Source organism: Bacillus sp. CGMCC 1.16541 (assembly GCF_003184905.1).
Classification (GTDB): domain Bacteria; phylum Bacillota; class Bacilli; order Bacillales; family Bacillaceae_H; genus Priestia.
Map to the genome: position 1 here is coordinate 1 of NZ_QFRU01000039.1, position 24,241 is coordinate 24,241.

At 37.4% G+C, this 24,241-nt stretch carries 22 protein-coding genes, 1 riboswitch and 1 other annotated feature; of the genes, 3 read left to right on the forward strand and 19 right to left on the reverse strand.

The features are described from left to right. Positions 1 to 17: 17 nt before the first annotated feature. The 13 genes from DIS06_RS19145 to zapA all read right to left on the reverse strand — a co-directional run bounded on the left by DIS06_RS19145 (position 18) and on the right by zapA (position 15,343). Positions 18 to 1,271 carry an aspartate kinase gene (locus DIS06_RS19145; RefSeq protein ID WP_110114842.1) on the reverse strand — a complete coding sequence of 418 codons (1,254 nt, stop codon included), beginning with the start codon at positions 1,269 to 1,271 and terminating at the stop codon, positions 18 to 20. A gap of 149 nt (positions 1,272 to 1,420) precedes the next feature. Beyond that, positions 1,421 to 1,599, reverse strand: a riboswitch (Lysine riboswitch). A 67-nt stretch (positions 1,600 to 1,666) separates the two neighbouring features. Next, complete coding sequence (gene uvrC / locus DIS06_RS19150; protein WP_110114843.1) at positions 1,667 to 3,433, reverse strand: excinuclease ABC subunit UvrC; 1,767 nt, start codon at positions 3,431 to 3,433, stop codon at positions 1,667 to 1,669. A 130-nt stretch (positions 3,434 to 3,563) separates the two neighbouring features. After that, entirely contained in the window at positions 3,564 to 3,878 is a 315-nt protein-coding gene (gene trxA, locus DIS06_RS19155) for a thioredoxin (protein ID WP_110114844.1), read from the reverse strand. Positions 3,879 to 4,217: 339 nt separating this feature from the next. Beyond that, complete coding sequence (locus DIS06_RS19160) at positions 4,218 to 5,198, reverse strand: electron transfer flavoprotein subunit alpha/FixB family protein (protein WP_110114845.1); 981 nt, start codon at positions 5,196 to 5,198, stop codon at positions 4,218 to 4,220. A gap of 101 nt (positions 5,199 to 5,299) precedes the next feature. After that, on the reverse strand, positions 5,300 to 6,073 hold the full coding sequence (locus DIS06_RS19165) for an electron transfer flavoprotein subunit beta/FixA family protein (RefSeq protein WP_110114846.1): 774 nt from the start codon (positions 6,071 to 6,073) through the stop codon (positions 5,300 to 5,302). Positions 6,074 to 6,141: 68 nt separating this feature from the next. Then, a complete protein-coding gene (locus DIS06_RS19170; RefSeq protein ID WP_110114847.1) occupies positions 6,142 to 6,915 on the reverse strand; it encodes an enoyl-CoA hydratase in 774 nt (257 codons plus the stop codon). Between the two features lie 50 nt (positions 6,916 to 6,965). Beyond that, complete coding sequence (locus tag DIS06_RS19175; RefSeq protein ID WP_110114848.1) at positions 6,966 to 7,559, reverse strand: fatty acid metabolism transcriptional regulator FadR; 594 nt, start codon at positions 7,557 to 7,559, stop codon at positions 6,966 to 6,968. Positions 7,560 to 7,677: 118 nt separating this feature from the next. Continuing rightward, the gene (locus tag DIS06_RS19180) at positions 7,678 to 9,363 is read right to left on the reverse strand and encodes an AMP-binding protein (protein WP_110114849.1); all 1,686 of its coding nucleotides are present in this window, start codon (positions 9,361 to 9,363) and stop codon (positions 7,678 to 7,680) included. Between the two features lie 486 nt (positions 9,364 to 9,849). Further along, positions 9,850 to 10,257 carry a DUF350 domain-containing protein gene (locus DIS06_RS19185; RefSeq protein WP_110114850.1) on the reverse strand — a complete coding sequence of 136 codons (408 nt, stop codon included), beginning with the start codon at positions 10,255 to 10,257 and terminating at the stop codon, positions 9,850 to 9,852. Positions 10,258 to 10,271: 14 nt separating this feature from the next. Further along, on the reverse strand, positions 10,272 to 12,635 hold the full coding sequence (locus tag DIS06_RS19190; protein WP_110114851.1) for an endonuclease MutS2: 2,364 nt from the start codon (positions 12,633 to 12,635) through the stop codon (positions 10,272 to 10,274). A gap of 12 nt (positions 12,636 to 12,647) precedes the next feature. Continuing rightward, positions 12,648 to 14,363, reverse strand: a complete 1,716-nt coding sequence (gene polX / locus DIS06_RS19195) for a DNA polymerase/3'-5' exonuclease PolX (protein WP_110114852.1) — start codon at positions 14,361 to 14,363, stop codon at positions 12,648 to 12,650. A gap of 159 nt (positions 14,364 to 14,522) precedes the next feature. Beyond that, positions 14,523 to 15,077, reverse strand: coding sequence for a CvpA family protein (locus tag DIS06_RS19200; protein ID WP_110114862.1), 555 nt, complete (start codon positions 15,075 to 15,077; stop codon positions 14,523 to 14,525). 5 nt (positions 15,078 to 15,082) lie between these two features. Next, the gene (zapA, locus tag DIS06_RS19205) at positions 15,083 to 15,343 is read right to left on the reverse strand and encodes a cell division protein ZapA (protein WP_110114853.1); all 261 of its coding nucleotides are present in this window, start codon (positions 15,341 to 15,343) and stop codon (positions 15,083 to 15,085) included. 207 nt (positions 15,344 to 15,550) lie between these two features. Here zapA and rnhC point away from each other — a divergent pair, with 207 nt between their 5' ends. Further along, positions 15,551 to 16,483: a ribonuclease HIII gene (rnhC, locus tag DIS06_RS19210; protein WP_110114854.1), complete on the forward strand. Its 933-nt coding sequence runs from the start codon at positions 15,551 to 15,553 to the stop codon at positions 16,481 to 16,483. Positions 16,484 to 16,635: 152 nt separating this feature from the next. Here rnhC and pheT read toward each other — a convergent pair whose 3' ends face one another. The 3 genes from pheT to DIS06_RS19225 form a co-directional block, all read right to left on the reverse strand. Then, positions 16,636 to 19,050: a phenylalanine--tRNA ligase subunit beta gene (pheT, locus tag DIS06_RS19215; RefSeq protein WP_110114855.1), complete on the reverse strand. Its 2,415-nt coding sequence runs from the start codon at positions 19,048 to 19,050 to the stop codon at positions 16,636 to 16,638. A gap of 14 nt (positions 19,051 to 19,064) precedes the next feature. Continuing rightward, the gene (gene pheS, locus DIS06_RS19220; RefSeq protein WP_110114856.1) at positions 19,065 to 20,099 is read right to left on the reverse strand and encodes a phenylalanine--tRNA ligase subunit alpha; all 1,035 of its coding nucleotides are present in this window, start codon (positions 20,097 to 20,099) and stop codon (positions 19,065 to 19,067) included. 56 nt (positions 20,100 to 20,155) lie between these two features. Next, positions 20,156 to 20,390 (reverse strand) — a binding site (T-box leader). A gap of 81 nt (positions 20,391 to 20,471) precedes the next feature. Beyond that, positions 20,472 to 21,227 (reverse strand): TrmH family RNA methyltransferase, encoded by a 756-nt coding sequence (locus DIS06_RS19225; protein ID WP_110114857.1) that lies wholly within the window; start codon positions 21,225 to 21,227, stop codon positions 20,472 to 20,474. Between the two features lie 101 nt (positions 21,228 to 21,328). Between DIS06_RS19225 and sspI the strand changes: the two genes are divergently transcribed. Beyond that, complete coding sequence (sspI, locus tag DIS06_RS19230) at positions 21,329 to 21,535, forward strand: small acid-soluble spore protein SspI (RefSeq protein ID WP_110114858.1); 207 nt, start codon at positions 21,329 to 21,331, stop codon at positions 21,533 to 21,535. A 46-nt stretch (positions 21,536 to 21,581) separates the two neighbouring features. Here the strand turns inward: sspI and DIS06_RS19235 are convergent, their stop codons facing one another. Both DIS06_RS19235 and DIS06_RS19240 read right to left on the reverse strand, forming a co-directional pair. After that, positions 21,582 to 22,667: a M42 family metallopeptidase gene (locus DIS06_RS19235; protein WP_110114859.1), complete on the reverse strand. Its 1,086-nt coding sequence runs from the start codon at positions 22,665 to 22,667 to the stop codon at positions 21,582 to 21,584. A gap of 79 nt (positions 22,668 to 22,746) precedes the next feature. Further along, on the reverse strand, positions 22,747 to 23,235 hold the full coding sequence (locus DIS06_RS19240) for a dUTP diphosphatase (protein WP_110114863.1): 489 nt from the start codon (positions 23,233 to 23,235) through the stop codon (positions 22,747 to 22,749). A 130-nt stretch (positions 23,236 to 23,365) separates the two neighbouring features. Here DIS06_RS19240 and DIS06_RS19245 point away from each other — a divergent pair, with 130 nt between their 5' ends. After that, on the forward strand, positions 23,366 to 23,752 hold the full coding sequence (locus tag DIS06_RS19245) for a sigma-w pathway protein ysdB (RefSeq protein ID WP_110114860.1): 387 nt from the start codon (positions 23,366 to 23,368) through the stop codon (positions 23,750 to 23,752). A 34-nt stretch (positions 23,753 to 23,786) separates the two neighbouring features. Here the strand turns inward: DIS06_RS19245 and DIS06_RS19250 are convergent, their stop codons facing one another. Then, positions 23,787 to 24,050 carry a DUF1294 domain-containing protein gene (locus DIS06_RS19250; protein WP_110114861.1) on the reverse strand — a complete coding sequence of 88 codons (264 nt, stop codon included), beginning with the start codon at positions 24,048 to 24,050 and terminating at the stop codon, positions 23,787 to 23,789. Between the last annotated feature and the right edge of the window lie 191 nt (positions 24,051 to 24,241).

The window sequence follows — 24,241 nt, forward strand, 5'->3', positions numbered from 1 at the left end:
CAACGCTTAGGGATTCACTAGGTCAAATGTCGAAAAAGAAAATCATTTATATATAGTTGTTTATCTAATTCAAATGCCACGTGGAGTGTTTCAACGGCTTTGACCATCTCACTGTGTGGCACCACAGTCGATACTTTAATCTCTGATGTACTCACCATTTTCACTTCAATTTTCTCTTGTGCTAGAACTTCAAACATTTCAGCAGCTACCCCTGGATTTGAAATCATACCAGAGCCCACAATGGATACTTTCGCTAACTGACTTTCATGCTCAATTTTTTCATAGTCTAGTACATGGCGATTTTGTTCTAACACAGCGACTGTTTGTTGAAGATCTTCCGTTTTCACAGAAAAGGAAATCGACATACGGTCAGATGACGTCGCATGTTGAATAATAATATCTACATTAATATTATTTGTTGCTAGTGTGGTAAAAATGGTTGATAACGTTTGAAGCTGATTACGTAATCCTGCTACGGTTACTCTTGAGATATTGTCTTCAAATGCGATTCCTCTTACGACTAAATTTTGTTCCATCGATGGTTCCTCCTCTACAATTGTCCCGTTTTCGTTTTCTAAGCTTGAACGTACTTCTAAAGGTACTTGATAGTTTTTGGCAAATTCTACAGCGCGTGGATGAAGCACACCCGCACCTAAATTAGCTAGTTCTAACATTTCGTCATATGAAATTGCCTGTAGCTTCCGTGCATCCTTTATATACCTAGGATCTGTCGTAAAGACTCCTGTTACATCTGTGTAAATGTCACATTTATCTGCTTTTAATGCAGCGGCTAATGCAACAGCCGTTGTATCTGATCCCCCTCGACCAAGAGTGGTAATATCTCCCTCATCAGTCACTCCTTGAAATCCAGCAACAACGACAATTCTCCCTTTTGTTAACTGTGATTGAATTCGAGCTGTGTCAATATGTTGAATACGTGCATTGCCGTGAATACTTTCTGTTTGCATACCTGCTTGCCACCCTGTATAAGATACCGCTTCATATCCTTTTTGATGAAGTGCCATTGTTAACAGTGAAATTGTGATTTGTTCACCTGTTGTTAATAACATATCCATTTCTCTTTTACTAGGCTGTGCTGTGATTTCGTTTGCTAATGACACAAGATGGTCCGTCGTTTTCCCCATTGCTGACACAACCACAACCACTTCATTTCCATTTTTCGCTTCCTGAATGACACGATTGGACACATTTTGAATACGCTCCACTGATCCAACTGATGTTCCACCAAACTTTTGAACGATTAGTCCCATATCCCTGCTCATTCCTTCTCTGTTATTTTTCATATGTTAGCAGTACGTAGACATTGAGCTATAAATCACCTTTATTACAATAAAAAAAGCAATGAGAAGGAGATCTCATTGCTTTTACGAACGAAAAAATCATACATTAACGTTCCTTGCGGTGAGATAGCTCTCCAAGACTACTATATCTTGACAGTCCTACATTTCTTCAATGCAAAACCAGCAAAGGTTACTATGAGGTAACGTTCACTTCGGCAAGTTTTCCTTTCATCAACCTTCACTAGAGCTCATACTCTTCCGGCTAACTACTGATAAAACCCGCACCTCTATCTTTCACTTCAACGTAGTGAAGTGGCTTATGAAATTAGTTAAAATCATAACAGGTCTTGTCACATTTTTCAAGTCTAACTTTTTAATTTATCATAAATTAATTTAGCGACATTTTCTGGAACCCCTGCTTCTTGAATGTGTTCAACTGTTGCTTCTTTTAATTTTTTAACTGAACCGAAATATTTCAAAATCGCTTTTTTACGCTTCTCACCAACGCCAGGTATGTCATCAAGAACTGATTGAAATGCAGACTTTGACCGCACTTGACGATGGAAAGTAATAGCAAATCGATGAACTTCATCTTGGATGCGTTGCAATAAGTAAAATTCTTGGCTGTTCCGCTCAAGTGGTACAATTTCAGCGGGATCACCAATCATTAAGTTCGACGTCCGATGCTTATCATCTTTCACTAGACCAGCAGTTGGCACTAATAACCCCAACTCATTTTCTAACACATCCTGAACAGCCGCTAAGTGCCCTCGTCCCCCATCAATAATAATTAAATCAGGTAGAGGAAGACCATCTTTTAACACACGCGTATATCGCCTTCGGACAACTTCACGCATTGATTCATAATCATCGGGGCCTACGACTGTCTTGATTTTATATTTCCGATATTCTTTCTTTTCTGGCTTTCCATCTACAAACACAATCATAGCCGAAACTGGATCTGTTCCTTGAATGTTTGAGTTATCAAATGCTTCGATGCGATAAGGAGCATCAATACCAAGTTCATTCCCTAACCGCTCGACTGCTTTGACTGTTCGTTCTTCATCTCGCTCAATTAAAAAGAACTTTTCATGCAATGCAATTTTTGCATTTTTGCACGCTAATTCCACAAGATCTTTTTTCTTTCCTCTTTTTGGATGATGAACCTCGACTTCTAGAAGCTGTTCGGCAAGTTTAGCATCAATGGTATTTGGAACCATCACTTCTTTTGGTTTAATGTTTTTCGCATAAAATTGGCCGATAAATGTAAGAAAGTCCTCTTCTGCTTCGTGATAAAATGGAAACATTGATACTTCTCGTTCAATTAACTTTCCTTGTCGGATAAAGAATACTTGTACACACATCCACCCTTTATCATACGAATACCCAAACACGTCTCGGTCCACAAAATCGTTAAAAGCTACTTTTTGCTTTTCCATCGTTGCTTCAATATGAGCAATTTGATCACGGTACTCTTTTGCACGCTCAAAGTCCAATTCCTCCGAAGCTTTCATCATTTTTCCATGTAGTTCTTCTTTTACTTCGGTATGGCCACCGTTTAAAAATTTTGTGATGTTTTCAATCAACTGTTTGTTTTGCTCTTCTTTGACTTCGTACACACAAGGGGCTAAACATTGGCCAATGTGATAATAAAGACAAGCGCGGTCAGGCATTGTTGAACATTTTCGCAATGGGTAAATACGATCAAGCAACTTTTTGGTCTCATTAGCCGATTGTGCATTCGGATAAGGTCCGAAATATTTCCCCTTATCTTTTTTCACTTTTCGTGTAATGACTAAACGCGGTTGCTTTTCTGCGGTAATTTTTATAAATGGATAGCCTTTGTCATCTTTTAACATGACATTGTACTTCGGGTCATGCTTCTTGATTAAATTCATTTCTAAAATAAGCGCTTCGAGATTCGAAGAGGTCACAATGTATTCAAAATCAACAATATCTTGCACCAATCGTTGTGTTTTTCCGTCATGCGAACCTGTAAAATACGAACGAACACGATTCTTTAATACTTTTGCTTTTCCTACATAAATAACCGTACCATATTTATCTTTCATTAAGTAACAACCAGGTTGATCTGGTAAGATGCTCAATTTCTCTTTTAAATGATCCTTCACTCTGTTTCACCACACTTCTTTATGTCTGACACATATTACTCTTATTTTAAACAGAAGTTTGTAGTCTTACAAACACCAATATGATGGTAAAAAAACAGATAAAAAAACCTAGCCGAGGCTAGGTTTTTCATTACGAATGCTTTGCAACTAATTCTGCAAGAGCTTCTTTCGGTTGGAATCCAACCACTTTATCTACTGCTTCACCATCTTTAAATAAGATTAATGTTGGGATACTCATTACACCGAATTTCCCTGCAGTTTCTTGGTTTTCATCTACATCTACTTTTACAATTTTCACTTTATCGCTCATTTCACTATCAAGTTCTTCAAGAACTGGAGCGATCATTTTACAAGGTCCACACCAAGGTGCCCAGAAGTCCGCTAAAACTAAACCTGAACCAACTTCGTTATTAAAAGATTGATCAGTCGCATTTACAATTGCCATGTTAATTCCTCCTAAATACTTTATATGCATTTAAATAAAGCTAAAAAAAGTATAGCATCTAAAACGTGTGAGCGCTATTTATCTGCTCATTATGTAAGGATAAAGTGATTCTATTTGCACTGATTACACTGTTACTATTCCCGATTCTTGCTAACTTAAACACCCTTTTAAAACTTCATGCTCCTGATAAAGAGAATTAGTTACCTAAAAAAGATGCCCTTAAAACAACATCCCTTATCCATCTATCCATTTTTTTACTGGACTTCATAGACAAGGGATGGAGTGAGTAATATCAAATAAAGAGTACTTCTGATTTGATACCACTCTCTTTTATGAACGTTATACAGATTGTACTTTTAATTTTTTAAGCTCTTCTGTTAATAATGGTACCACTTCAAACAAGTCTCCAACAATTCCATAGTCAGCTACTTTAAAGATATTCGCCTCTGGATCTTTGTTAATGGCTACAATTACTTTAGAGTTGGACATTCCAGCTAAATGTTGAATAGCACCTGAAATACCACAAGCAATATATAGGTCTGGCGTTACTACCTTACCTGTTTGCCCAATTTGTAGAGAGTAATCGCAATAATCTGCGTCACAAGCTCCACGTGAAGCCCCTACCGCTCCTCCTAATACGTCTGCAAGCTCTTGAAGCGGTTTGAATCCTTCTACACTTTTCACACCTCGTCCACCCGCAATAACAACTTTTGCTTCTGATAAATCTACACCTTGTGTTGCTTTACGAAGAACTTCTTTTACTACTGTACGTAGATCTTTTACATCTACACTTAATGATGATACGTCACCTGTACGAGTTATGTCTTTGTCAAGTGGCGTAATATTATTCGGACGAATTGTAATGAAAACAAAGTCATCAGTCATAATTTTCTTTTCGAATGCTTTACCAGAATAAATTGGACGTGTGAATACTAAGTTTCCACCCGCTACCTCTAATGCTGTTACATCCGAGATTAGCCCTTTATCAAGCTTAGCTGCTAATTTTGGTGATAAATCTTTTCCTAACGCTGTATGACCAATCACAAGTGCTTCAGGTTTTTCTTCTTGCGTCACTGTTAATAGTGCTTGTGAATACCCGTCTGGTGTATAAGCTGCAAGCTTTTCGTTTTCTACTGCAACGACACGGTTTGCACCGTAATAGATTAACTCTTCAGCTAATGATTGAACACTTTCTCCTAAAATCGCGGCAACAACTTCTCCACCTTCTGAAATTGTTTTTGCTGCTGCAATTGCTTCAAAAGATACGTTACGTAATGCCCCGTCTCGAACTTCCCCTACTACTAATACTTTTCTCGCCATGTTAATACCCCCGTATCATAGATTCCGTTTATGATATTTTACTTTTCCAAATTTTGATTACGTTTGTCGAGCTAGCGCTCAGTCGATCGACACTTTGATAATTAAACGACTTTAGCTTCTGAATGTAGAAGACTTACAAGTTCTTTTACTTGATCTGACACGTCTCCTGATAATACACGACCTGCTTCTTTTTTCGGTGGTAAATAAATTTCGATCGTTTTTGTTTTTGCTTCTACATCATCTTCATCTAAATCAAGATCGTCTAACTCTAACTCTTCTAAAGGCTTCTTCTTCGCTTTCATAATCCCTGGTAAAGATGGATAGCGAGGCTCGTTTAAACCTTGTTGTGCTGTAATAAGAAGTGGTAATGTCGTTTCAATCACTTCTGAATCACCTTCAACATCACGTACAACTGTTGCATTTTTACCGTCAATGTCTAATTTTGTAATCGTTGTGACGTATGGAATTTCTAACAACTCTGCAACGCGTGGACCAACTTGACCTGAACCGCCGTCAATGGCTACGTTACCTGCTAAAATTAAATCAACATCTTTATCTTTTAAATATTGCGCTAAAATTTTAGAAGTTGTGTATTGATCGCCGTCTTCAATATCATCCTCAATGTTAATTAATACAGCTTTATCCGCTCCCATCGCTAATGCTGTACGAAGCTCCTTTTCAGATTCTTCAGATCCAACTGTTACAACTGTAATATCACCACCATGCTGATCTTTCAATTGGATTGCTTCCTCGATTGCATATTCATCGTAAGGATTGATAATAAACTCTGCTCCATCTTCTGCAATTCGTCCATTGCTTAGCGCAATCTTTTCTTCTGTATCAAATGTTCTTTTTAATAGTACATAAATGTTCATTCTATTTCCCTCCTGAATAAAGAATAATTTATATGTTGTAAATTTTTAGATAATTAAACTTAAAAAAATTATCTCCCAGAGAAACTAGGTTCACGCTTTTCTATAAAAGCGCTTACACCTTCTTTCGCATCATTTGAGTCAAATACTTTTCCAAACAGGTGAGCTTCTTTTTCAACACCTTCATGGAAATTAGATGACTTTGTATATTGAAGAAGCTCTAGCGCCGCTTTTATGGATACTGGGCTTTTCTTTGCAATCTTTTTAGCTAATTTTAGCGTCTCTTCCTTTAAGTCTTCTTCACTATATGCATGATTAGCTAATGTTAGCTTTACTGCTTCTTTACCTGTGATAGGTTCACTTGTTAGCATCATTTCAGCAGCTTTTCCTGTACCAACATATCGTGGTAAACGCTGTGTTCCCGCAAACCCTGGAATAAGGCCTAACTGTAGCTCTGGTAAACCAAGCTTAGCATTCTCACTAACTAGTCGAATATGACAGCTCATAGCAAGTTCTAGTCCTCCGCCTAACGCAGCTCCATGTATAGAAGCAATAATTGGTTTGGGGTAGTTTTCCATGTATTCAAATACTCGCTGACCATTTTTAGCTAAGACTTCATAATCATCAGCATGTTGAAGAGTTGTAAACTCTTTTATATCAGCCCCTGCACAAAAGAACCTTCCTTCTCCCTGTAGCACAATTACTCTTGTTCTTTCATCTTCTCTCATGTCAATGAATACGTCTGAGAGTTCTTTAAAGATTGCTTGTGACAAAGCATTTGCAGGAGGTCTATTTAACGTAATGGTCGTAATGTACTCGTTTGTTTCAACTTGTAAAAATTCCACTATTTTATCCCACCCCTTGTTTGAAGATATGTATTATAACGGCTTTCAACCTAAGAAGGTTGAGAGCCGCCACATCCATTAATCAGTAAGTGATGCACTTTAGGTGCTAATTCAATTAAGTTGTATCGATGATCATTCATAACCCATGTTGTAACTGTTTCATCGATTGTTCCAAAAATCATTTGCTTTGCCAAACGGACATCTATATTTTCATGAAATTCTTTTGTTTCAATTCCCGTTTGTAAGATAGAACCTACTACTTGCAAGTAACCTTTTAGCACCTCATTAATTTTCAAACGTAAATCTTTATTAGATTGTCGTAACTCTAACTGTGTAACTTTTGCTAGATGATGATCTTCTGCTAAAAGAGCAAAGTGTTTTTCAACTAACATATATAACTTCTCCGACGCACTCTGTTTTCCTGCAATTTCTTCTTCAATCTTTTCAACAAACTGTCCCATTTTTTCTTGAAAAAGAGAGATTAATACATCCTCTTTATTTTTAAAATAGAGATAGATGGTTCCATCAGCAACACCAGCTTGTCTTGCAATTTTAGAAACTTGCGCATTATGATAGCCATTTTCGGCTATGACAATAACAGCTGCATCAATAATTTGTTTATACTTTGGTTTGTTTCTTTTCAATCTAAATACGCTCCTTTTAAAATATGAATGACCGTTCATTCATATTTTTATAATAAAGAAACAAACGGGTTCTGTCAATATTGTTTTGAAAAAAGAGAACAAAACATACCATTTGTGTCTACGTTGCTTTTCTCTGTTTTTCTTTTTCTTCTTCAACTAGAGATCTTCTTAAGATTTTACCTACAGCTGTTTTCGGTAGTTCGCTTCTAAATTCATACATCCTTGGCACTTTATATGCAGCTAAGTGTTTTCTAGCAAACTCGTTTAACTCTTCTTCCGTACACATTACTCCTTCTTTTAGGACGACGTACGCTTTCACCGTCTCTCCACGATACGGATCAGGAATACCTGCTACAACCACTTCTTGAATTTTATCATACTCATATAATACCTCTTCTACTTCCCTCGGGTAAATATTAAATCCTCCTGCAATAATCATGTCTTTTTTCCGATCCACGACATAAAAATAACCACGTTCATCCATATACCCAAGATCACCTGTTAAAAACCATCCGTCTTTTAACACCACGTTCGTTTCTTCAGGTTGATTCCAGTATCCTTTCATAACTTGCGGCCCTTTTACTGCAATCTCACCAATTTCTTTTACTTCAGCTCGCTCTCCCGTTTCAAATGATACAATCATCGCTTCCGTATCAGGCCAAGGAACGCCAATGCTTCCTGCAATTCGATCCGTCCATACAAAATTGGCATGTGTAACTGGAGAGGTTTCAGTTAACCCGTACCCTTCTACTAACTTTCCTCCTGTTACTTTTTCAAACTGCTCTTGCACTTCGACTGGTAAAGGAGCTGAACCACTAATGCAAGAATCAATTGATGACAAATCATATTTTTGTAGATTTGGATGATTCAATAGTGCAATGTAAATAGTTGGTACGCCTGGAAATAGTGTTGGTTTTTGTTTATGAATCGTTTTTAATGTGGTTTCTGTATCAAACTTTGGCAGTAAAATCATTTCATAGCCTTGTAACACAGATAAAATCAATACAGTTGTTAAACCATACACGTGGAAAAATGGTAAAACACCTAGTATTTTTTCCTCGCCTTTCTTACACTTATAAAGCCAATGCGAACACATTGTAGAATTTGCCACTAAATTTTTATGCGTCAACATGACTCCTTTTGGAAATCCTGTCGTTCCACCTGTATATTGTAATAATGCTAAGTCGTCTTGATTCATGTCTACATTTGTTCGATTAATGGATGATTGTTTCATAATTTTAGATAGTAAGTGAGTTGTACCATGGTGTTCAACCTTAACAGTTATCCCGTGTTGTTTTCTTTGAATAAACGGATAGATTATGTTTTTAGGAAACGGAAGATAGTCTTTAATGCTTGTAATGACAACATGCTCGACTTTTGTTAACGCTTTCACTTTAGAGATACGAGGATATAAAAGATCTAGTGAAACAATATATTTAGCTCCAGAATCATTTAACTGATATTCCAACTCTCGTTCCATATACAATGGATTCGTCTCAACTACTGTTGCTCCAGCAAGGAGTGCTCCATAAAAAGCAATAACGGCTTGCGGACAGTTCGGTAACATAATCGCAACTCGCTCACCTTTTGTTACCCCTAATCCTTGAAGATAAGCAGCAAACTTTAATGATTGCTCATATAACTCTCTAAATGTTAACGTCTTTCCTAAGAAGTGAATGGCATTTTTATCTCGATACTCCACTGCCGCTTCTTCAAACAATTCCACTAATGTCTTTCCGCCATAATCGATAGAAAAAGGTATTTCTTCTGGATACAAGGTTAACCATGGCTTAGTACTTTCCACTTACAATCCCCCTTACAGACCTAATTTTTTGAATTTTCAATACATAAATTATAGTACATGCCTTAACGTGTTTCAACTTGTGATTAATAAAATAAGTGTTCTTTCTTCACGTTTTTAGAAAGTGTTATATCATTAGTCATACAAATTGCAAAAATGATCCTATTTATCACGCTGTCATATTTACTAACTACTGGTTACTAATTGTTGTACGATAGATTCTGTATACTACTCCTTTTGACACAAAAACCCTTTCCATAAATATATATACACAATCGTTTAAACATGTCATAAACCAAGCTTCTCTCCAAAAGGAAAAACAACTATTTCAATAAAGAAGAGAAACTTCTTTTAAAATAGTTGTCTTTTTGACCTTTTTTTACAAGTGGCTTCCATTAAGCAAAAAACGCCCAATAAACCATTCCTATGATGACAAATACACTACATAACGCAATCAATACTTTCGCTAACGTTTCCATTTTTCTCTCCTCATCCAATGTTGGCGCCGATGACAAATGACATTCCTACAGAGATAATCAAAGAAATGAGTCCTACTGCTCGATTGTCTCGTTCAATCTCATCGTCAATTCGAAATTTCGGTGTTAAAAATTCAAACATAAAGTAGCTAATGAGTAGAATGACAAAGCCAAACACACCCCAACCAAGCATCGTTAACAATGTATCATGTTGTTCAATTGAATAACGAAATATGTTTGCTAGCCCAAAAATCTTACCACCAGTAGCCATTGCTACCGCCATATTTCCTTTTTGAATCTCTTCCCAGTTTTTGTATTTTGTGACAAGTTCAAAGATAGCTAAAAAGACAATCATACTTAACACAACCACACTATAATAGCCGGCCGATTCAATATACGGATTTCCCCAAAAATCATTCATGTTTTCGCACTCCCTTATTTGAACTCAACAACACTTACACCTGTACCACCTTCAGATGCTTCTCCAAATCGTACACTTTTAACTGAACGATGGTTCTTCAAGTATTCTTGCACCCCTTGGCGTAATGCTCCGGTTCCTTTTCCATGAATAATTGATACTCTCGGATACCCTGCTAATAGTGCATCATCAATGTACTTCTCTACTCGTAAAAGTGCATTTTCATAACGCTCTCCTCGTAAATCAAGCTCGAGGCTAACGTGATAATCTTTTCCTTTTACAGTAGCTAGTGGCTTCGTTTCAATTGGCTTTGGAGAACTTACATACTCCATGTCCTTTTCTTTTACTTTCATTTTCATAATACCCATCTGCAATTGCCACTCATTATTGCTTACTTTTTCAATTAACGTTCCTTTTTGACCCCATGTTACTACTTTCACTTCATCGCCTGCTGAAAGTGTTCGTTCTTGAGACTTCGTAACCACTTTCTTTTTACTGCTTTTCTCAAGAGTCGGAACAGCTTCTTCTAAACGTTTTCTTGCTTCAATTAATTCGTGCTCTTTCACAGCTGCTTGTTGATTTTTACGCATATTGCGTAGATCACGAATAATTGTCTCTGCTTCTTCTTTTGCTTGTTCAACCGTTTGTTCCGCTTTCACTTCAGCTTTTTCATACAGCTTGTCTCGTTTTTCGTTAAACTCAATTATTTGCTTTTGTAATTCTTTATGAAGCTTCTCAGCCTCTTTACGTAATTTCTCTGCATCTTCAAGTTCTGTCTCAGCTTTTCTGCGACTTTGTTCAAGCGATGCAATCATATTTTCAACTTTGTTTGTTTCTGATCCAACATATTCTTTTGCTCGTTCAATGACAGAAAGTTCAAGCCCTAAGCGTTTTGAAATTTCAAAAGCATTACTGCGCCCAGGCACCCCAATTAACAATCGATACGTTGGACTTAATGTCTCAATATCAAACTCTACACTTGCATTGACAACACCTTCGCGGTTATACCCATACGCTTTTAATTCCGGGTAATGAGTTGTCGCAATCACTCGCGCACCTCGTTGATACACCTCGTCTAAAATAGAGATAGCCAGTGCGGCTCCTTCTTGTGGATCCGTTCCCGCCCCTAGCTCATCAAATAACACTAAACTCTCTTCATCTACTTGACGTAAAATTTCTACAATGTTCACCATGTGAGATGAAAATGTACTTAAACTTTGTTCAATTGATTGTTCGTCTCCAATATCAGCAAACACTTTACTAAATACAGCCATTTCTGAACCATCAAGTGCTGGAATTTGCAATCCTGCCTGCGCCATTAGTGTAAAGAGACCTAATGTTTTTAACGTGACGGTTTTACCACCTGTATTAGGGCCCGTGATGACAATTGATGTAAAGCCTTTTCCAAGTTCAATGTCATTTGCCACTACTTCATCTTGTGGAATAAGTGGATGTTTTGCTTTAAACAAACGAACATATCCTTCGTTATTCATTTTCGGCTTTGAAGCTTTCAAGGCATGACTATATTTTCCTTTTGCAAACATAAAATCTAGTTCTGCTAACCGATTTACATTTTGATACAGTTCACTTCCTACTTCAGCCACTTCTTTTGTTAACTCAATAAGAATTCGTTCTACTTCTTGCTTCTCTTTTACTTTCGCTTCTTGCAATTCATTATTCAATGTAACGATAGCTTGAGGCTCAATAAATAAGGTTGCACCTGAAGAAGATTGATCATGAACAATTCCCCCGTAGGCGCTACGGTATTCTTGTTTAACTGGGATAACAAAACGGTCATTACGAATGGTTACAATCGCATCTGATAACATTTTTTGAGCAGACGATGAACGAGTCATACTTTCTAACTTTTCACGTATTCTCGATTCAGTCGTTCGTAACTTTTGTCTAATCGCTCGTAACTTATCACTAGCTCCATCTAATACGGTTCCATTTTCATCAATGCTGTGCTTAATGGTTTGCTCTAAATGTGGAAGTGGCGTAATACCTAACAAGAACTCCTGAAAAAGTGGAACCTCTAGGGATTCATCTGATAAAAGATCTTCTTCAAAGTTCTTTAATTGTCTCGATGCGTAAATGGTGCTTGCGATATCTAAAAGTTCGTGAGCACTTAAGGTTCCTCCGATTTGCGCTCGTTTTACACTTGGGCGCACATCAAAGATTCCCCCTAGAGGAACGTTTCCTCGTAATCGTAAAATGGTAGTTGCTTCATCCGTAATGTCTTGCCACTTTACCACCTCTTCAAATGTTGTTGAAGGTAATAAATTGGACACTTTTTCTCTTCCAAGTGAAGAAGCGACATGTATCATTAACTGTTCTTTTACTTTATGAAATTCAAGTACATGCATAATTCGTTGCTGCACAATTTGGTCCTCCTATTCATCGTTGCGTTTTAAAAATGCGACCAACTCTTCGACTGAATATGTGTTAATAACTGTTTCAGGTGTTAACCACCCTTTCACTGCAGTCGCTATCCCTACTTCCATGTGATCTAACATATCGATTCGATGGGCATCTGTATTAATTGTTACTTTCACACCCGCTTCTTGTGCTTTCCTCACATGTTCTGCAGCTAAATCTAAGCGATGCGGGTTAGCATTTAATTCAAGCGCTGTATTTGTTTCTTTTGCTAGCTCAATTAATAACTCAATATCAACATCGTACCCTTCACGGCGTCCAATTAACCGACCAGTTGGATGTGCGATAATATCAACATGATGACTATTTAATGCTGTTTTTAAACGGTTCATAATGTCCTCTCTTGATTGAGAAAAGCTAGAATGAATGGATGCAATCACAAGATCCATTTCTTTCAATAAATCATCGTCATAATCCAATGTTCCGTCTGGCAAAATGTCCATTTCAATTCCTGCCAAAATGGTAAAGTCATCGTATTTTGCATTTAACTGTTTCACTTCTTCTAACTGCTTTCGTAAACGTTCAGGTGTTAAACCATTTGCTACTTTTAGATATTGAGAGTGATCAGTAATGGCCATGTATTGATATCCTTTTGCTCGACATGCTTCTGCCATTTCTTCAATTGAATGAGCACCATCACTCCAAGTTGAGTGCATATGTAGGTCTCCCTTTATATCTTTTAACGAAAGAAGCTTATGTGCATGTGAGAATTCTTCCACTTCCGATCCGTCTTCACGAAGTTGTGGTGGAATAAATGGTAAGTCAAAGTGAGCATAAAACGCTTCTTCTGATTCGAATGTGAGCACTTCTCTTGTTTCACTATTTTCCACACCATATTCACTAATTTTTTCTCCGCGCTCTTTTGCTAATTGTCTCATTCGTACATTATGGTCTTTAGAGCCTGTAAAATGATGCAGTGTCGTCGCAAACGCTTTATCCTCAATTAAGCGAAAATCAACAGATACATCATATTCATACGATAAAATGACAGATACTTTTGTATCACCATTAGAAATAACTTCTTTCACATTTTGCATCGTAAGTAGTTGTTCTCTTACTTTTTTTGGCTCACTTGTAGAAATAATAAAATCTAAATCTTTAATTGTTTCACGCATGCGACGAATACTACCGGCTTTTGAATATCGGTTAATATCCGTCATCTTCGATAAATGCTCTTCAATTTCGTCTGCAATAGGAAGCATAAAAGATAATGGTAAACGTTCAGGACGCTTGCCGAACTCTTCGACTGCAGCTAATATTTTCTCTTCTGTTTTTTTACCGAATCCGCTTAACTCTTGAACTTTATGATCCACACAAGCTTGTCTTAATGTCTCAATATCGATTACGCCAAGTTCTTTGTAAAGTTTCGCGATTTTCTTTCCACCTAAACCAGGTAGCTTGAGCAAAGGGATGAGCCCCTCTGGTACTTCTTTTTGTAGCTCTTCAAGAACTGATGATTTTCCACTTTCAATAAACTCTACGATTACTGCAGATGTGCCTTTTCCAACTCCTTGTAAGGCAGTAAAATCATCAATCTCTCCTAAACTTCTTTCATCCCCTTCAAGAGCGGCAGCTGCTTTTCGGAATGCAGATATTTTAAACGGATTGTCTCCTTTTAACTCCATATATGTAGCAATGGTTTCGAGTAATTGAATAACTTCTTTTTTATTCATGCTATCACCTCTTCTACGTATCACTAAGGAAAATGATACAAATATTTCAATAAAAAATCTACTATACACATTTAGCGTCATAAAGAAAGGATTAGTAAAGACTTATCATTTAGTCTCTTACTAATCCTCTCTACATAGACACTCAATCTGTCATTGGGTCTAAAAATAAGCTGAAGCAGTTCCGTACTGTGTCCATAACTCTTCAAGAGCGGCGGATAAGTAGGGCGTATTTTGAACCATATTTGTCGCAACGATTGACTGTTGAATCGGAATTTGAATGTCACTTACAGGTAATACCGCTCCAATGTAAAGCAAAATGAAGACGATCACGTACACTTCTAAAAATCCTAGTATACCGCCTCCCCATTTATTCAGTTGCTTTAGAATTGGAAGCTGAGCTAGAGATGTAAGCATAGAACCGACCACTCTTAGTATAATTTGGGTAGCAAAGAACAAAATCGCAAACGCAATCATACGGTAAAATGCATCCTCCATATACGAAGAGCTAACAAAAAATGAAGCCACACTTTGCTGGTCAAACTCAGGAAAAGGAATGAGAATACGTAATCTCGGTGCTAAATCCCCATTAAATGTATAAGCTACTAAAAAGGCTGCTACAAAACTAATTAGATGAATAAGTTGTAAAATAAATCCTCTTTTAACCCCAACAAAGAACCCTAAAAGAAGTAAACTGATCAAAATAATATCTAACATGTTTGTCATTCCTCTTTCATACGATGTTGTCTTTGTAGTTTTTCATAATCTTCTTTTAATTTTATATAATCATGAACCATATTTACAGCAGTTAATACCGCTAATTTATTAATATCCAAAGACGGGTTCATACGACTAATTTCCCGCATTTTATCATCAACGATTGAAGCAACAAGACGAATGTGGCTTGTGCTTTCGGTCCCAACAATTTTGAACTGTTGTCCAAATATATCGACTGTTGCACGCGTTTTTTCCTGTTCTGACACGAGAAAGTCCTCCGTTCCATGAAAAAAATCCTAATCCTTATAATACCACGAAAAGAGACGGAATGGAAAGATGTCACTGAGTACGTTATCATGTACATAGTAAAAGTAGATGTATAGAGTTTACTTAACAAGCGTGTACGTTGTAAACTAAAATGAATTTACCATGTTTTGTTGTACGTGGAAATATTGACCGAGGAGCTGACAAATTTGTCACATGCTGTTTTAATCGTCTCAAACGAAACCATTTCAAAAATGAAAACATATTATCATTCTTACCTGCTCCCTAAAGTTCCACAAGGAAGCGTTTTTGCGGCTAAGACAGAAGGCTGCAGCATTACAGCTTATCGATCTGGAAAAGTATTATTTCAAGGCAAAAACGCGTCACAAGAAGTAAACAAGTGGGAAAAAGATGGAAAAGGAAGTACCGCTACTTCTTCGGTAAAAAAAGGGAAAACAACCAATTTACCACCTAACTTTAGCTCGTTATCTGTGATTGGCTCAGACGAAGTAGGAACTGGGGATTATTTTGGTCCTATTACCGTTGTCGCTGCGTACGTAGCAAAAGAACAAATTCCTTTATTAAAAGAATTAGGGGTTCGTGATTCGAAAGATTTAAACGATGTAAAAATTGTAGAAATTGCGAAACAGCTCGTCACATTTTTACCTTATAGCTTGCTTATTTTACATAATGAAAAATACAACGAATGGCAACAAAAAGGAATGTCGCAAGGAAAAATGAAAGCGCTCCTTCACAATAAAGCCATTCATAACGTATTAACCAAAATAGAGCCTTCAAAACCTGATGCCATTTTAATTGATCAATTTGTTGAACAAGCAACGTACTACAAACATATTGCAAAAGATAAGCAAATTGTAAAAGAAAATGTGTATTTTAGTACAAAAGGCGAAAGTGTTCACTTAGCAGTGGCTGCTGCCTCAATTATGGCACGATATGCATTTTTACGTGAAATGGATAAGTTGAGTAAAGTAGCAGGAATAACGATTCCAAAAGGGGCAGGTGCACAAGTGGATATTGCTGCAGCTAAATTGATTCAAAAACAAGGCATTGACTCGCTTTCTTCTTTAACAAAACTTCATTTTGCCAATACACAAAAAGCACTAAAATTAGCTAAAAAATAAGGCTGAGACAAAAGGAAAAAACACCCCTATTTGACTCAGCCCGCAACGTTCCTTGCCTAAACGTTCAATTATATGAACGGATAAAGAGGCAAGGAATATTGCATGTAAACCTATTTTCTTGAGTTTATGGACTTATGTCCGACCCTCGTTTTTTATGAACGTAATGTTGCGCCGAATTTTTCTTCTACTGTTGCTAAGACTTGTTCATGCGCTTTCGTTACTTCTTCGTCTGTTAGTGTGCGCTCTGCATTTAAATAACGTAACGAGTAAGCAACAGACTTTTTACCTGGTTCCATGCGTTCTCCTTCATAAAGGTCAAACACCGTTACCTCTTTTAATAAATCGCCACCTACTTCTTTAATTGTGCGAGCAATTTCGCCAGCTAGTACCGATTGGTCTACAACAAGCGCAATATCACGTGTCACAGATGGGAAGCGCGGAATTGGTGTGTAAGAAAGATGAGCTACTTCTGTATTTAATACCGTTTGTAAGTCTACTTCAAATACATAGGTTTCGCGTAAATCATATGCTTTTTGTGTAACAGGGTGTAATTGCCCTACATACCCAACACTTACGTCGTCTAGTAAGAGTTCTGCTGTACGACCTGGATGCATTCCTTCTTTTTTCACTGGTTGATACACGATACGGTTCTCTAAACCTAGTTGTGCAAATAAACCTTCAAGTACACCTTTTACTACGTAGAAGTCAACAACCTTCTTCTCACCTTGCCAGCCATGCATATGCCATAAACCTGTTACAGCACCTGCTAAACGTTCTTTTTCTGTTGGCAATTGCCCTTCGCCATTGGATAAGAAAATCGAACCTGTTTCATACACGGCTACTGAATCAATTTGACGAGCATTGTTATGTTTAACCACTTCTAATAAGTGCGGAACTAAACTTTGACGCAACATACTGCGGTCTTCACTCATTGGCATCGCTAAACGAACGATATCGGTTGTTTCGAGTGCAAATGGAGTTGCTTTTTCTTCACTTGTTAATGAATACGTAATGGCTTGATAAAGACCTGCACCTTCTAGATAACGACGTACTTTACGACGCTTTGCTTGGTACTCTGTTAATTTACCAGGTGTCACAGCTGAAACTGGTAATGTTGTTGGTAAATGATCATAGCCATATAAACGTGCTACTTCTTCAATTAAGTCTTCTTCAATTGTAATATCTCCACGTCTTGTTGGAACGGTCACAATAAGTTGACTTTCTTCTTGTTTATATGTGAACTGAAGACGGGTAAAGATATCTTTTACTTCATCCATTGATAAATTTGTTCCTAGTACGCTGTTAATACGTTCTAGTGACACAGCTACCACTGCTGGCTCTACTGTTAGTGTATCTACTTCGACTACTCCACTTACAATGTCACCTGATGCATACTGAGCCATTAACTGCGCAGCACGATCTGCAGCTAAGCGTGTACGCTTCGGATCAATTCCTTTTTCAAAACGTGCACTTGCTTCACTACGTAATCCGTGATCTTTTGATGCTTGACGTACTGTTGTTCCTTTAAAGAAAGCGGACTCAATTAATACAGTTGTTGTATCATCTTGTACTTCTGAATTAGCACCACCCATAACTCCTGCTAACGCAACTGGCTCTGTTCCATTTGTAATGACAAGATGATTGTCCGTTAATGTACGCTCTTGATCATCAAGTGTTACGATTTTTTCACCATTTGCAGCACGACGTACAAGCACTTCTTTTGAACCGAAGCGATCGTAATCGAATGCATGTAACGGCTGACCATATTCAAGTAAAATATAATTTGTAATATCGACAACGTTATTATGAGGGCGAATACCCGCTGCCATTAAGCGTGTTTGCATCCATAGTGGAGAAGGTCCAATTTTTACGTTCTTCACAACACGTGCTACGTAAAGAGGATTATCTTCATTTGCCTCTACTTTTACTGAAACGTAATCAGCAGCTTTTTCATCATTTTCTTCGACCGCTACTTCTGGATGCTTCACATCTCTTCCAAAAATAGCTGCTACCTCATAAGCTACTCCTAACATACTTAAACAATCTGAGCGGTTTGGTGTTAAGCCAAGTTCAAGCACTTCATCATTTAAGTTTAAAGCAGCTAATGCATCAGATCCTACTTCTGCATCACTAGGGAATACGAAAATACCTTCTTGATATTCTTTGGCAACTAATTTCCCCTCAATCCCAAGCTCCTGTAAGGAACAAATCATGCCGTGAGACTCTTCTCCACGTAGCTTTGCTCTCTTAATTTTAAAATTCCCTGGTAATACCGCGCCTACTTTCGCAACCGCTACTTTTTGACCTTGTGCGACGTTTGGTGCTCCACAAATAATTTGAACAGGCTCTTCTTCACCAATATCCACTTGACATCGACTTAGTTTATCGGCATTAGGGTGTTGTTCGCGCACAACTACATGACCAACGACTACCCCGCTTACCCCTTTGTTTAATACATCTACACATTCAACTTCAATACCGCTCTTTGTAATTTTATCCGCTAATTCTGTTGCTGAAATCCCTGTTAAATCCACATATTCTTGTAACCAACGATATGATACAAACATGTGAAATCCCTCCTTTACGCTTGTTTAAATTGTTGTAAGAAACGAACATCATTTGTATAGAAATGACGAATATCATCAATCCCGTATTTTAACATCGCAATACGTTCAGGCCCCATACCAAATGCAAACCCTTGATATTTCTTTGAATCATAGCCAGCCATCTCAAGGACATTTGGATGAACCATTCCAGCTCCTAAAATTTCAATCCAACCTGTTTGTTTACACACGTTACAACCTTTTCCTCCACACTTTGCACAAGACACATCAACTTCAACAGATGGCTCTGTAAATGGGAAGAAGCTTGGGCGTAAGCGAATTTCACGTTCGTCTCCAAACATCTTTTTCGCAAAAACTTCTAACGTACCTTTTAAATCACTCATACTAATGTTTTCGTCAATTACAAGGCCTTCAATTTGAGTGAATTGATGAGAGTGTGTCGCATCGTCATCATCACGACGATATACTTTACCAGGACAAATAATTTTAATTGGTCCTTTCTCCGCATTCTTTTCCATCGTACGGGCTTGAACAGGCGATGTATGTGTGCGTAATAAAATCTCTTCTGTGATGTAGAAAGAGTCTTGCATATCACGAGCAGGATGACTTTTCGGTAAATTTAATGCTTCAAAGTTGTAGTAGTCTTGCTCTACTTCTGGACCTTCTGCAATTTGATAGCCCATGCCTAGAAATAAATCTTCCACTTCTTCTACAACTGCTGTTAAGGCATGATGGCCTCCAACTGTTACAGGGCGACCTGGAAGTGTTACATCAATTGTTTCTGACGCAAGTTTGCGTTCTACTTCAGCTTGTTCAAGTAACAATTGCTTTTCTTCAATTTTAGATGAGATTGCTTCGCGCACTTCATTTGCAAGTGCTCCCATCACAGGACGCTCTTCAGCAGAAAGTTTCCCCATTCCTCTTAATACTTCTGTAATAGGTCCTTTCTTTCCTAAGTACGCTACACGCACATCATTTAATTCTTTTAAATTCGTTGCTGCTTCGACTTTTGCAATTGCTTCATGTTGCAGCTCTTGTAAACGTTCTTTCATCTTTTATTGCTCCTCCTTTTATCTAAAAAAGTCCAAAATAAAAACCTCGCCCCCTAAAAAGGGACGAGGATTAATCGCGTTACCACCCTTGTTAACAATACAAAATAGCCTTGCACTGTTCACTTCGTTCATTTTAACGGAATTTCCGGAACACCTTTACATTGTATAAATGGTCTAAGTGTCAACTCAAGAGATGAATTCACTTACCTCTGCCATAAAAGCACTTTCAGTCACGGTACTTTCTCCCTAAATGGTGAGCAACAAGTTACTAGGCTCTATCATCGTTTTTAGATATGCAATTATTTTTTTATTATATTGAAAACAACTAAAAGTTGCAACTACATCTCCTACATTCTTTTAAGCCATGTCTCATTAAGCATTTAAATAATAAAGTAGCACACCCGTTGCAACCGCTACGTTTAACGATTCACTTTTACCATAAATCGGAATGTAGAGGTTACCATCGGTTTTCTCTAATAATTCTTTGCTCACACCATTTCCTTCATTTCCAACTAAAAGAGCAAAAGAAACAGGCGGTTGCACGTTTGTGTAAGGCTGTCCATTTTCAAGAGATGTCCCATACACGGGAACACCACGCTCTTTTAGTTGGTTTACAACTTCATGAAGATTTTTTTTGACGACCGGCAAATGAAACAACGCGCCTTGTGTAGAACGAATTGCTTTTCCATTATAAACGTCTACGCTGCCTTCTCCAATGACCACAGCTTCCACTCCTGCTGCATCTGCCGTACGAATAATCGTTCCTACGTTACCCGGGTCTTGAACTGCATCAAGTAATAATACCTTTTTAGCCGTATTCAATACCTCTTCATTCATTGTTTGATGACACACAGCTGCAATGCCTTGCGGGGTCTCGGTTTCAGAGATTGTCTTCATAATGTCTTCGGTCACGATGACTACCGATACATCATCAACATTCCAATTTGTTGGTAAGTCTGTTTGTTCCGTTATGATTAATTCTTTAATGATTTCTTTTGTTTTTAACGCTTCTTCTACTAAATGAAAGCCTTCAATAAAGAATAACCTTAATTTATCACGTTCTTTTTTTGTATGTAGCTTTTTCCAAGTTTTCACTTGCGGGTTTTTAACCGAATCGATTCGCTTCAACGAACATAACTCCTTTTTTATAATCTCTTATTGATTTTACATATATTTTGTGTAGAAAACAAAAACTAATTTTGCATCTTACACATAACGAGGTGAAAAAAATGAACTTAAACCTACGAAAAGCAATTCTTTCAAACGTTTCTGGAAACTCTCAGCAAGAGATTCAAGAAACAATTAATGACGCGATTCAACAAGGTGAAGAAAAAATGCTTCCAGGACTAGGTGTATTATTTGAAGTGCTGTGGCAAAATTCAGATCAACAAGACAAACAAGAAATTCTTTCAACATTAGAAAAAAGTCTACAATAGTAAACAAAGAAAAGGGCGACTTATCTCGTAAAGTCGCCCTTTTGAATTAATTAAATGTAATGGTTTTAATTGTTTCTGCATCTAAGCGTTTAATCACTTCTGTAATTAATTTCACCGCATGTTCATAATCGTCTCGATGTAACATGGCTGCATGAGAGTGAATATAACGCGTGGCGATTGTAATTGACAAGGCAGGCACTCCATTCGCTGAAATATGAATGGCACCAGAATCTGTTCCACCACCTGCCATCGCATCAAACTGATACGGAATGTCTAATTCATCTGCTACATCTGTTACGAAGTCGCGTAATCCTTTGTGAGAAACCATTGATGCATCGTACAGAATGATTTGTGGGCCTTTGCCCATTTTACCAAGTGCTTCTTTTTCAGAGATACCTGGTGTATCTCCTGCAATCCCAACATCCACACCAAATGCAATATCTGGTTGAATCATATTGGCAGCCGTTTTCGCTCCTCGAAGACCTACTTCTTCTTGAACTGTTCCGACACCGTATACAACGTTTGGATGTTCCGCATCTTTTAAACCTTTTAAAACATCAATGGCAATAGCACAACCAATGCGGTTATCCCATGCTTTTGCTAATAACATCTTCTCATTATTTAATACTGTAAATTCAAAGTAAGGAACGACTTGATCACCTGGCTTTACTCCCCACTCCATCGCTTCTTCACGATTTGAAGCACCGATATCAATGAACATATCTTTAATATCTACAGGCTTCTTACGCGCTTCAGGTGGTAAAATATGAGGTGGTTTTGAACCGATAACACCTGTCACATCGCCTTTACTCGTTACGATTGTTACACGTTGTGCAAGCATGACTTGTGACCACCAGCCTCCTACTGTTTGGAAGCGAATGAACCCTTTGTCATCAATTTGTGTAACCATAAAACCTACTTCATCTAAATGACCGGCAATCATAATCTTCGGTCCATTTTCAAGACCTACTTTTTCAGCAATTAAGCTACCTAAGCCATCCGTTGTCACATGATCTGAAAACGGCTCAATGTATTTGCGCATTACTTCACGAGGTTCGCGCTCATTTCCAGGAATTCCTTTTGCATCGGTCAAATCTTTCAACATCGTTAATGTTTCATCTAACTTCTTCATCGAATTTCCCCCTTCATATGTATTCTTTAATTATACAGAAAAGTGTTAAAAAACGCTAAATAATAATCATTCTACCCATCTAGTATCCTTGCTCTTGACGTTTAAAATTCACTTCATTTTTAGATACATACGCTTCTTCAATATGTGTAGCTTGAAACCCTAACATTTCACCTAACGCCATGTAGGATGAAAACAACTGAATATATTGACTTTCAGACATATCTTCTTGAAAACGTAATGCTTCTTTAAATACTTGTAAAAATTGTGCTGTCATCGTTTCTTGTTGTTGTATTTGCGGAAGTATTTCAATGCCTGTATGCCCTTTTTCAATTCCTAAAGAAAGAATGAAATGAACACCGTCCACAAACTCTTCTAAAATCGTCTCTCTGTCAGATGATGGCTTTACACTCCAAAATTTAAAACAACGTGTTTCGTTTGCGAGTTCTCCCATCTCTACTAATAGAGCTAGTAATTTTCGTTCCACTAAATCTTCATGTTGTAACGAATGCTTCGTTTCAATGTGCTGATCTAACTGCTTTTGCATCTCAACCAATTTTGTGATGTTCATCACTTTCGTCACTCCTCATTTTTTATGTATCTATCCATAGATTACTTCATTCTGTTTATAATAAATAGTGAAACCTTTTTAAAACTTATACGTACAATATGAAAAGATTATAGAAGGAGGGACAAGTATTATGTTTTTTGTTCTTCTCGTACGCGTACTCATTGTCATATTGTTTGTTTATTTGTTATATAGATCCATTCAGTACTTTTTGAACCCAAAGCGTAGACTAGAACTCGCACATGAACAAAAACAGTTCTACATGCTTGATGAAAAGAAAAACACACGTAAAAACTTTTTAGTTACCTACCAAGGTATTTTATTTGAAGGAGAAAAATACTTAGGTACAACCTCTCATTCATTTGAAATCGTGTCTATTATTATCGCAATTAAAGACTCACGTCAATTAGAAGGGCTAACACGTGACGATTTTGCCATTATTGAGCATGAAGTGAAAACACACTATCCACATGCGACCATTCAATGGAAAAGCCCTGTAAAAGAATTTCTGCAACACTAAGAGCTGAGCCCCCTACTGATGCTCAGCTTTTCTCTTACGATACATTCATTATAAAAAGGGCAATCAACACGAGTGATAAAAAAGGCAAACCTAACTTGAATATCGTATGCTTCGTCTTATGACGGAAAACATACATCCCTACGGTTAATCCAATTGCTCCTCCAACCAATGCAATGGTCCACAATGTGTTTTCTTTCACGCGCCATTGTTTTTTCTTTGCTCTTTTTTTATCTACACCCATTACATAAAAGCCAACAACATTTATAAGAGCCAAATAAATGAACATAATCGATTGCATAAACGTTCTCCCTTCATTCGTAAAGCGAAACAACCTCACTATTGTAAACTCTCACATGACATAAAATCGTCATCCAAACCTCCTGCATCTTCCGTCACACCTCATTCTTTAAATAAAAAACCCGCTATCAATTGTGATATGCTCCCCTATAAGTAGACAGATTAAAAAATAAAAATCTGGGTGCTTATGGG

Excerpts from the sequence above, each read along its gene's own strand:
- DIS06_RS19145 (WP_110114842.1), bottom strand. The coding sequence starts at position 1,271 with ATGGGACTAATCGTTCAAAAGTTTGGTGGAACATCAGTTGGATCAGTG.
- trxA (WP_110114844.1), bottom strand. The coding sequence starts at position 3,878 with ATGGCAATTGTAAATGCGACTGATCAATCTTTTAATAACGAAGTTGGT.
- DIS06_RS19160 (WP_110114845.1), bottom strand. The coding sequence starts at position 5,198 with ATGGCGAGAAAAGTATTAGTAGTAGGGGAAGTTCGAGACGGGGCATTA.
- DIS06_RS19165 (WP_110114846.1), bottom strand. The coding sequence starts at position 6,073 with ATGAACATTTATGTACTATTAAAAAGAACATTTGATACAGAAGAAAAG.
- DIS06_RS19185 (WP_110114850.1), bottom strand. The coding sequence starts at position 10,257 with ATGAATGATTTTTGGGGAAATCCGTATATTGAATCGGCCGGCTATTAT.
- polX (WP_110114852.1), bottom strand. The coding sequence starts at position 14,363 with ATGAATAAAAAAGAAGTTATTCAATTACTCGAAACCATTGCTACATAT.
- DIS06_RS19200 (WP_110114862.1), bottom strand. The coding sequence starts at position 15,077 with ATGTTAGATATTATTTTGATCAGTTTACTTCTTTTAGGGTTCTTTGTT.
- pheT (WP_110114855.1), bottom strand. The coding sequence starts at position 19,050 with ATGTTTGTATCATATCGTTGGTTACAAGAATATGTGGATTTAACAGGG.
- pheS (WP_110114856.1), bottom strand. The coding sequence starts at position 20,099 with ATGAAAGAACGTTTACAAGAGCTGCAACATGAAGCAATTGCAAAAGTC.
- sspI (WP_110114858.1), top strand. The coding sequence starts at position 21,329 with ATGAACTTAAACCTACGAAAAGCAATTCTTTCAAACGTTTCTGGAAAC.
- DIS06_RS19235 (WP_110114859.1), bottom strand. The coding sequence starts at position 22,667 with ATGAAGAAGTTAGATGAAACATTAACGATGTTGAAAGATTTGACCGAT.
- DIS06_RS19240 (WP_110114863.1), bottom strand. The coding sequence starts at position 23,235 with ATGAACATCACAAAATTGGTTGAGATGCAAAAGCAGTTAGATCAGCAC.
- DIS06_RS19245 (WP_110114860.1), top strand. The coding sequence starts at position 23,366 with ATGTTTTTTGTTCTTCTCGTACGCGTACTCATTGTCATATTGTTTGTT.
- DIS06_RS19250 (WP_110114861.1), bottom strand. The coding sequence starts at position 24,050 with ATGCAATCGATTATGTTCATTTATTTGGCTCTTATAAATGTTGTTGGC.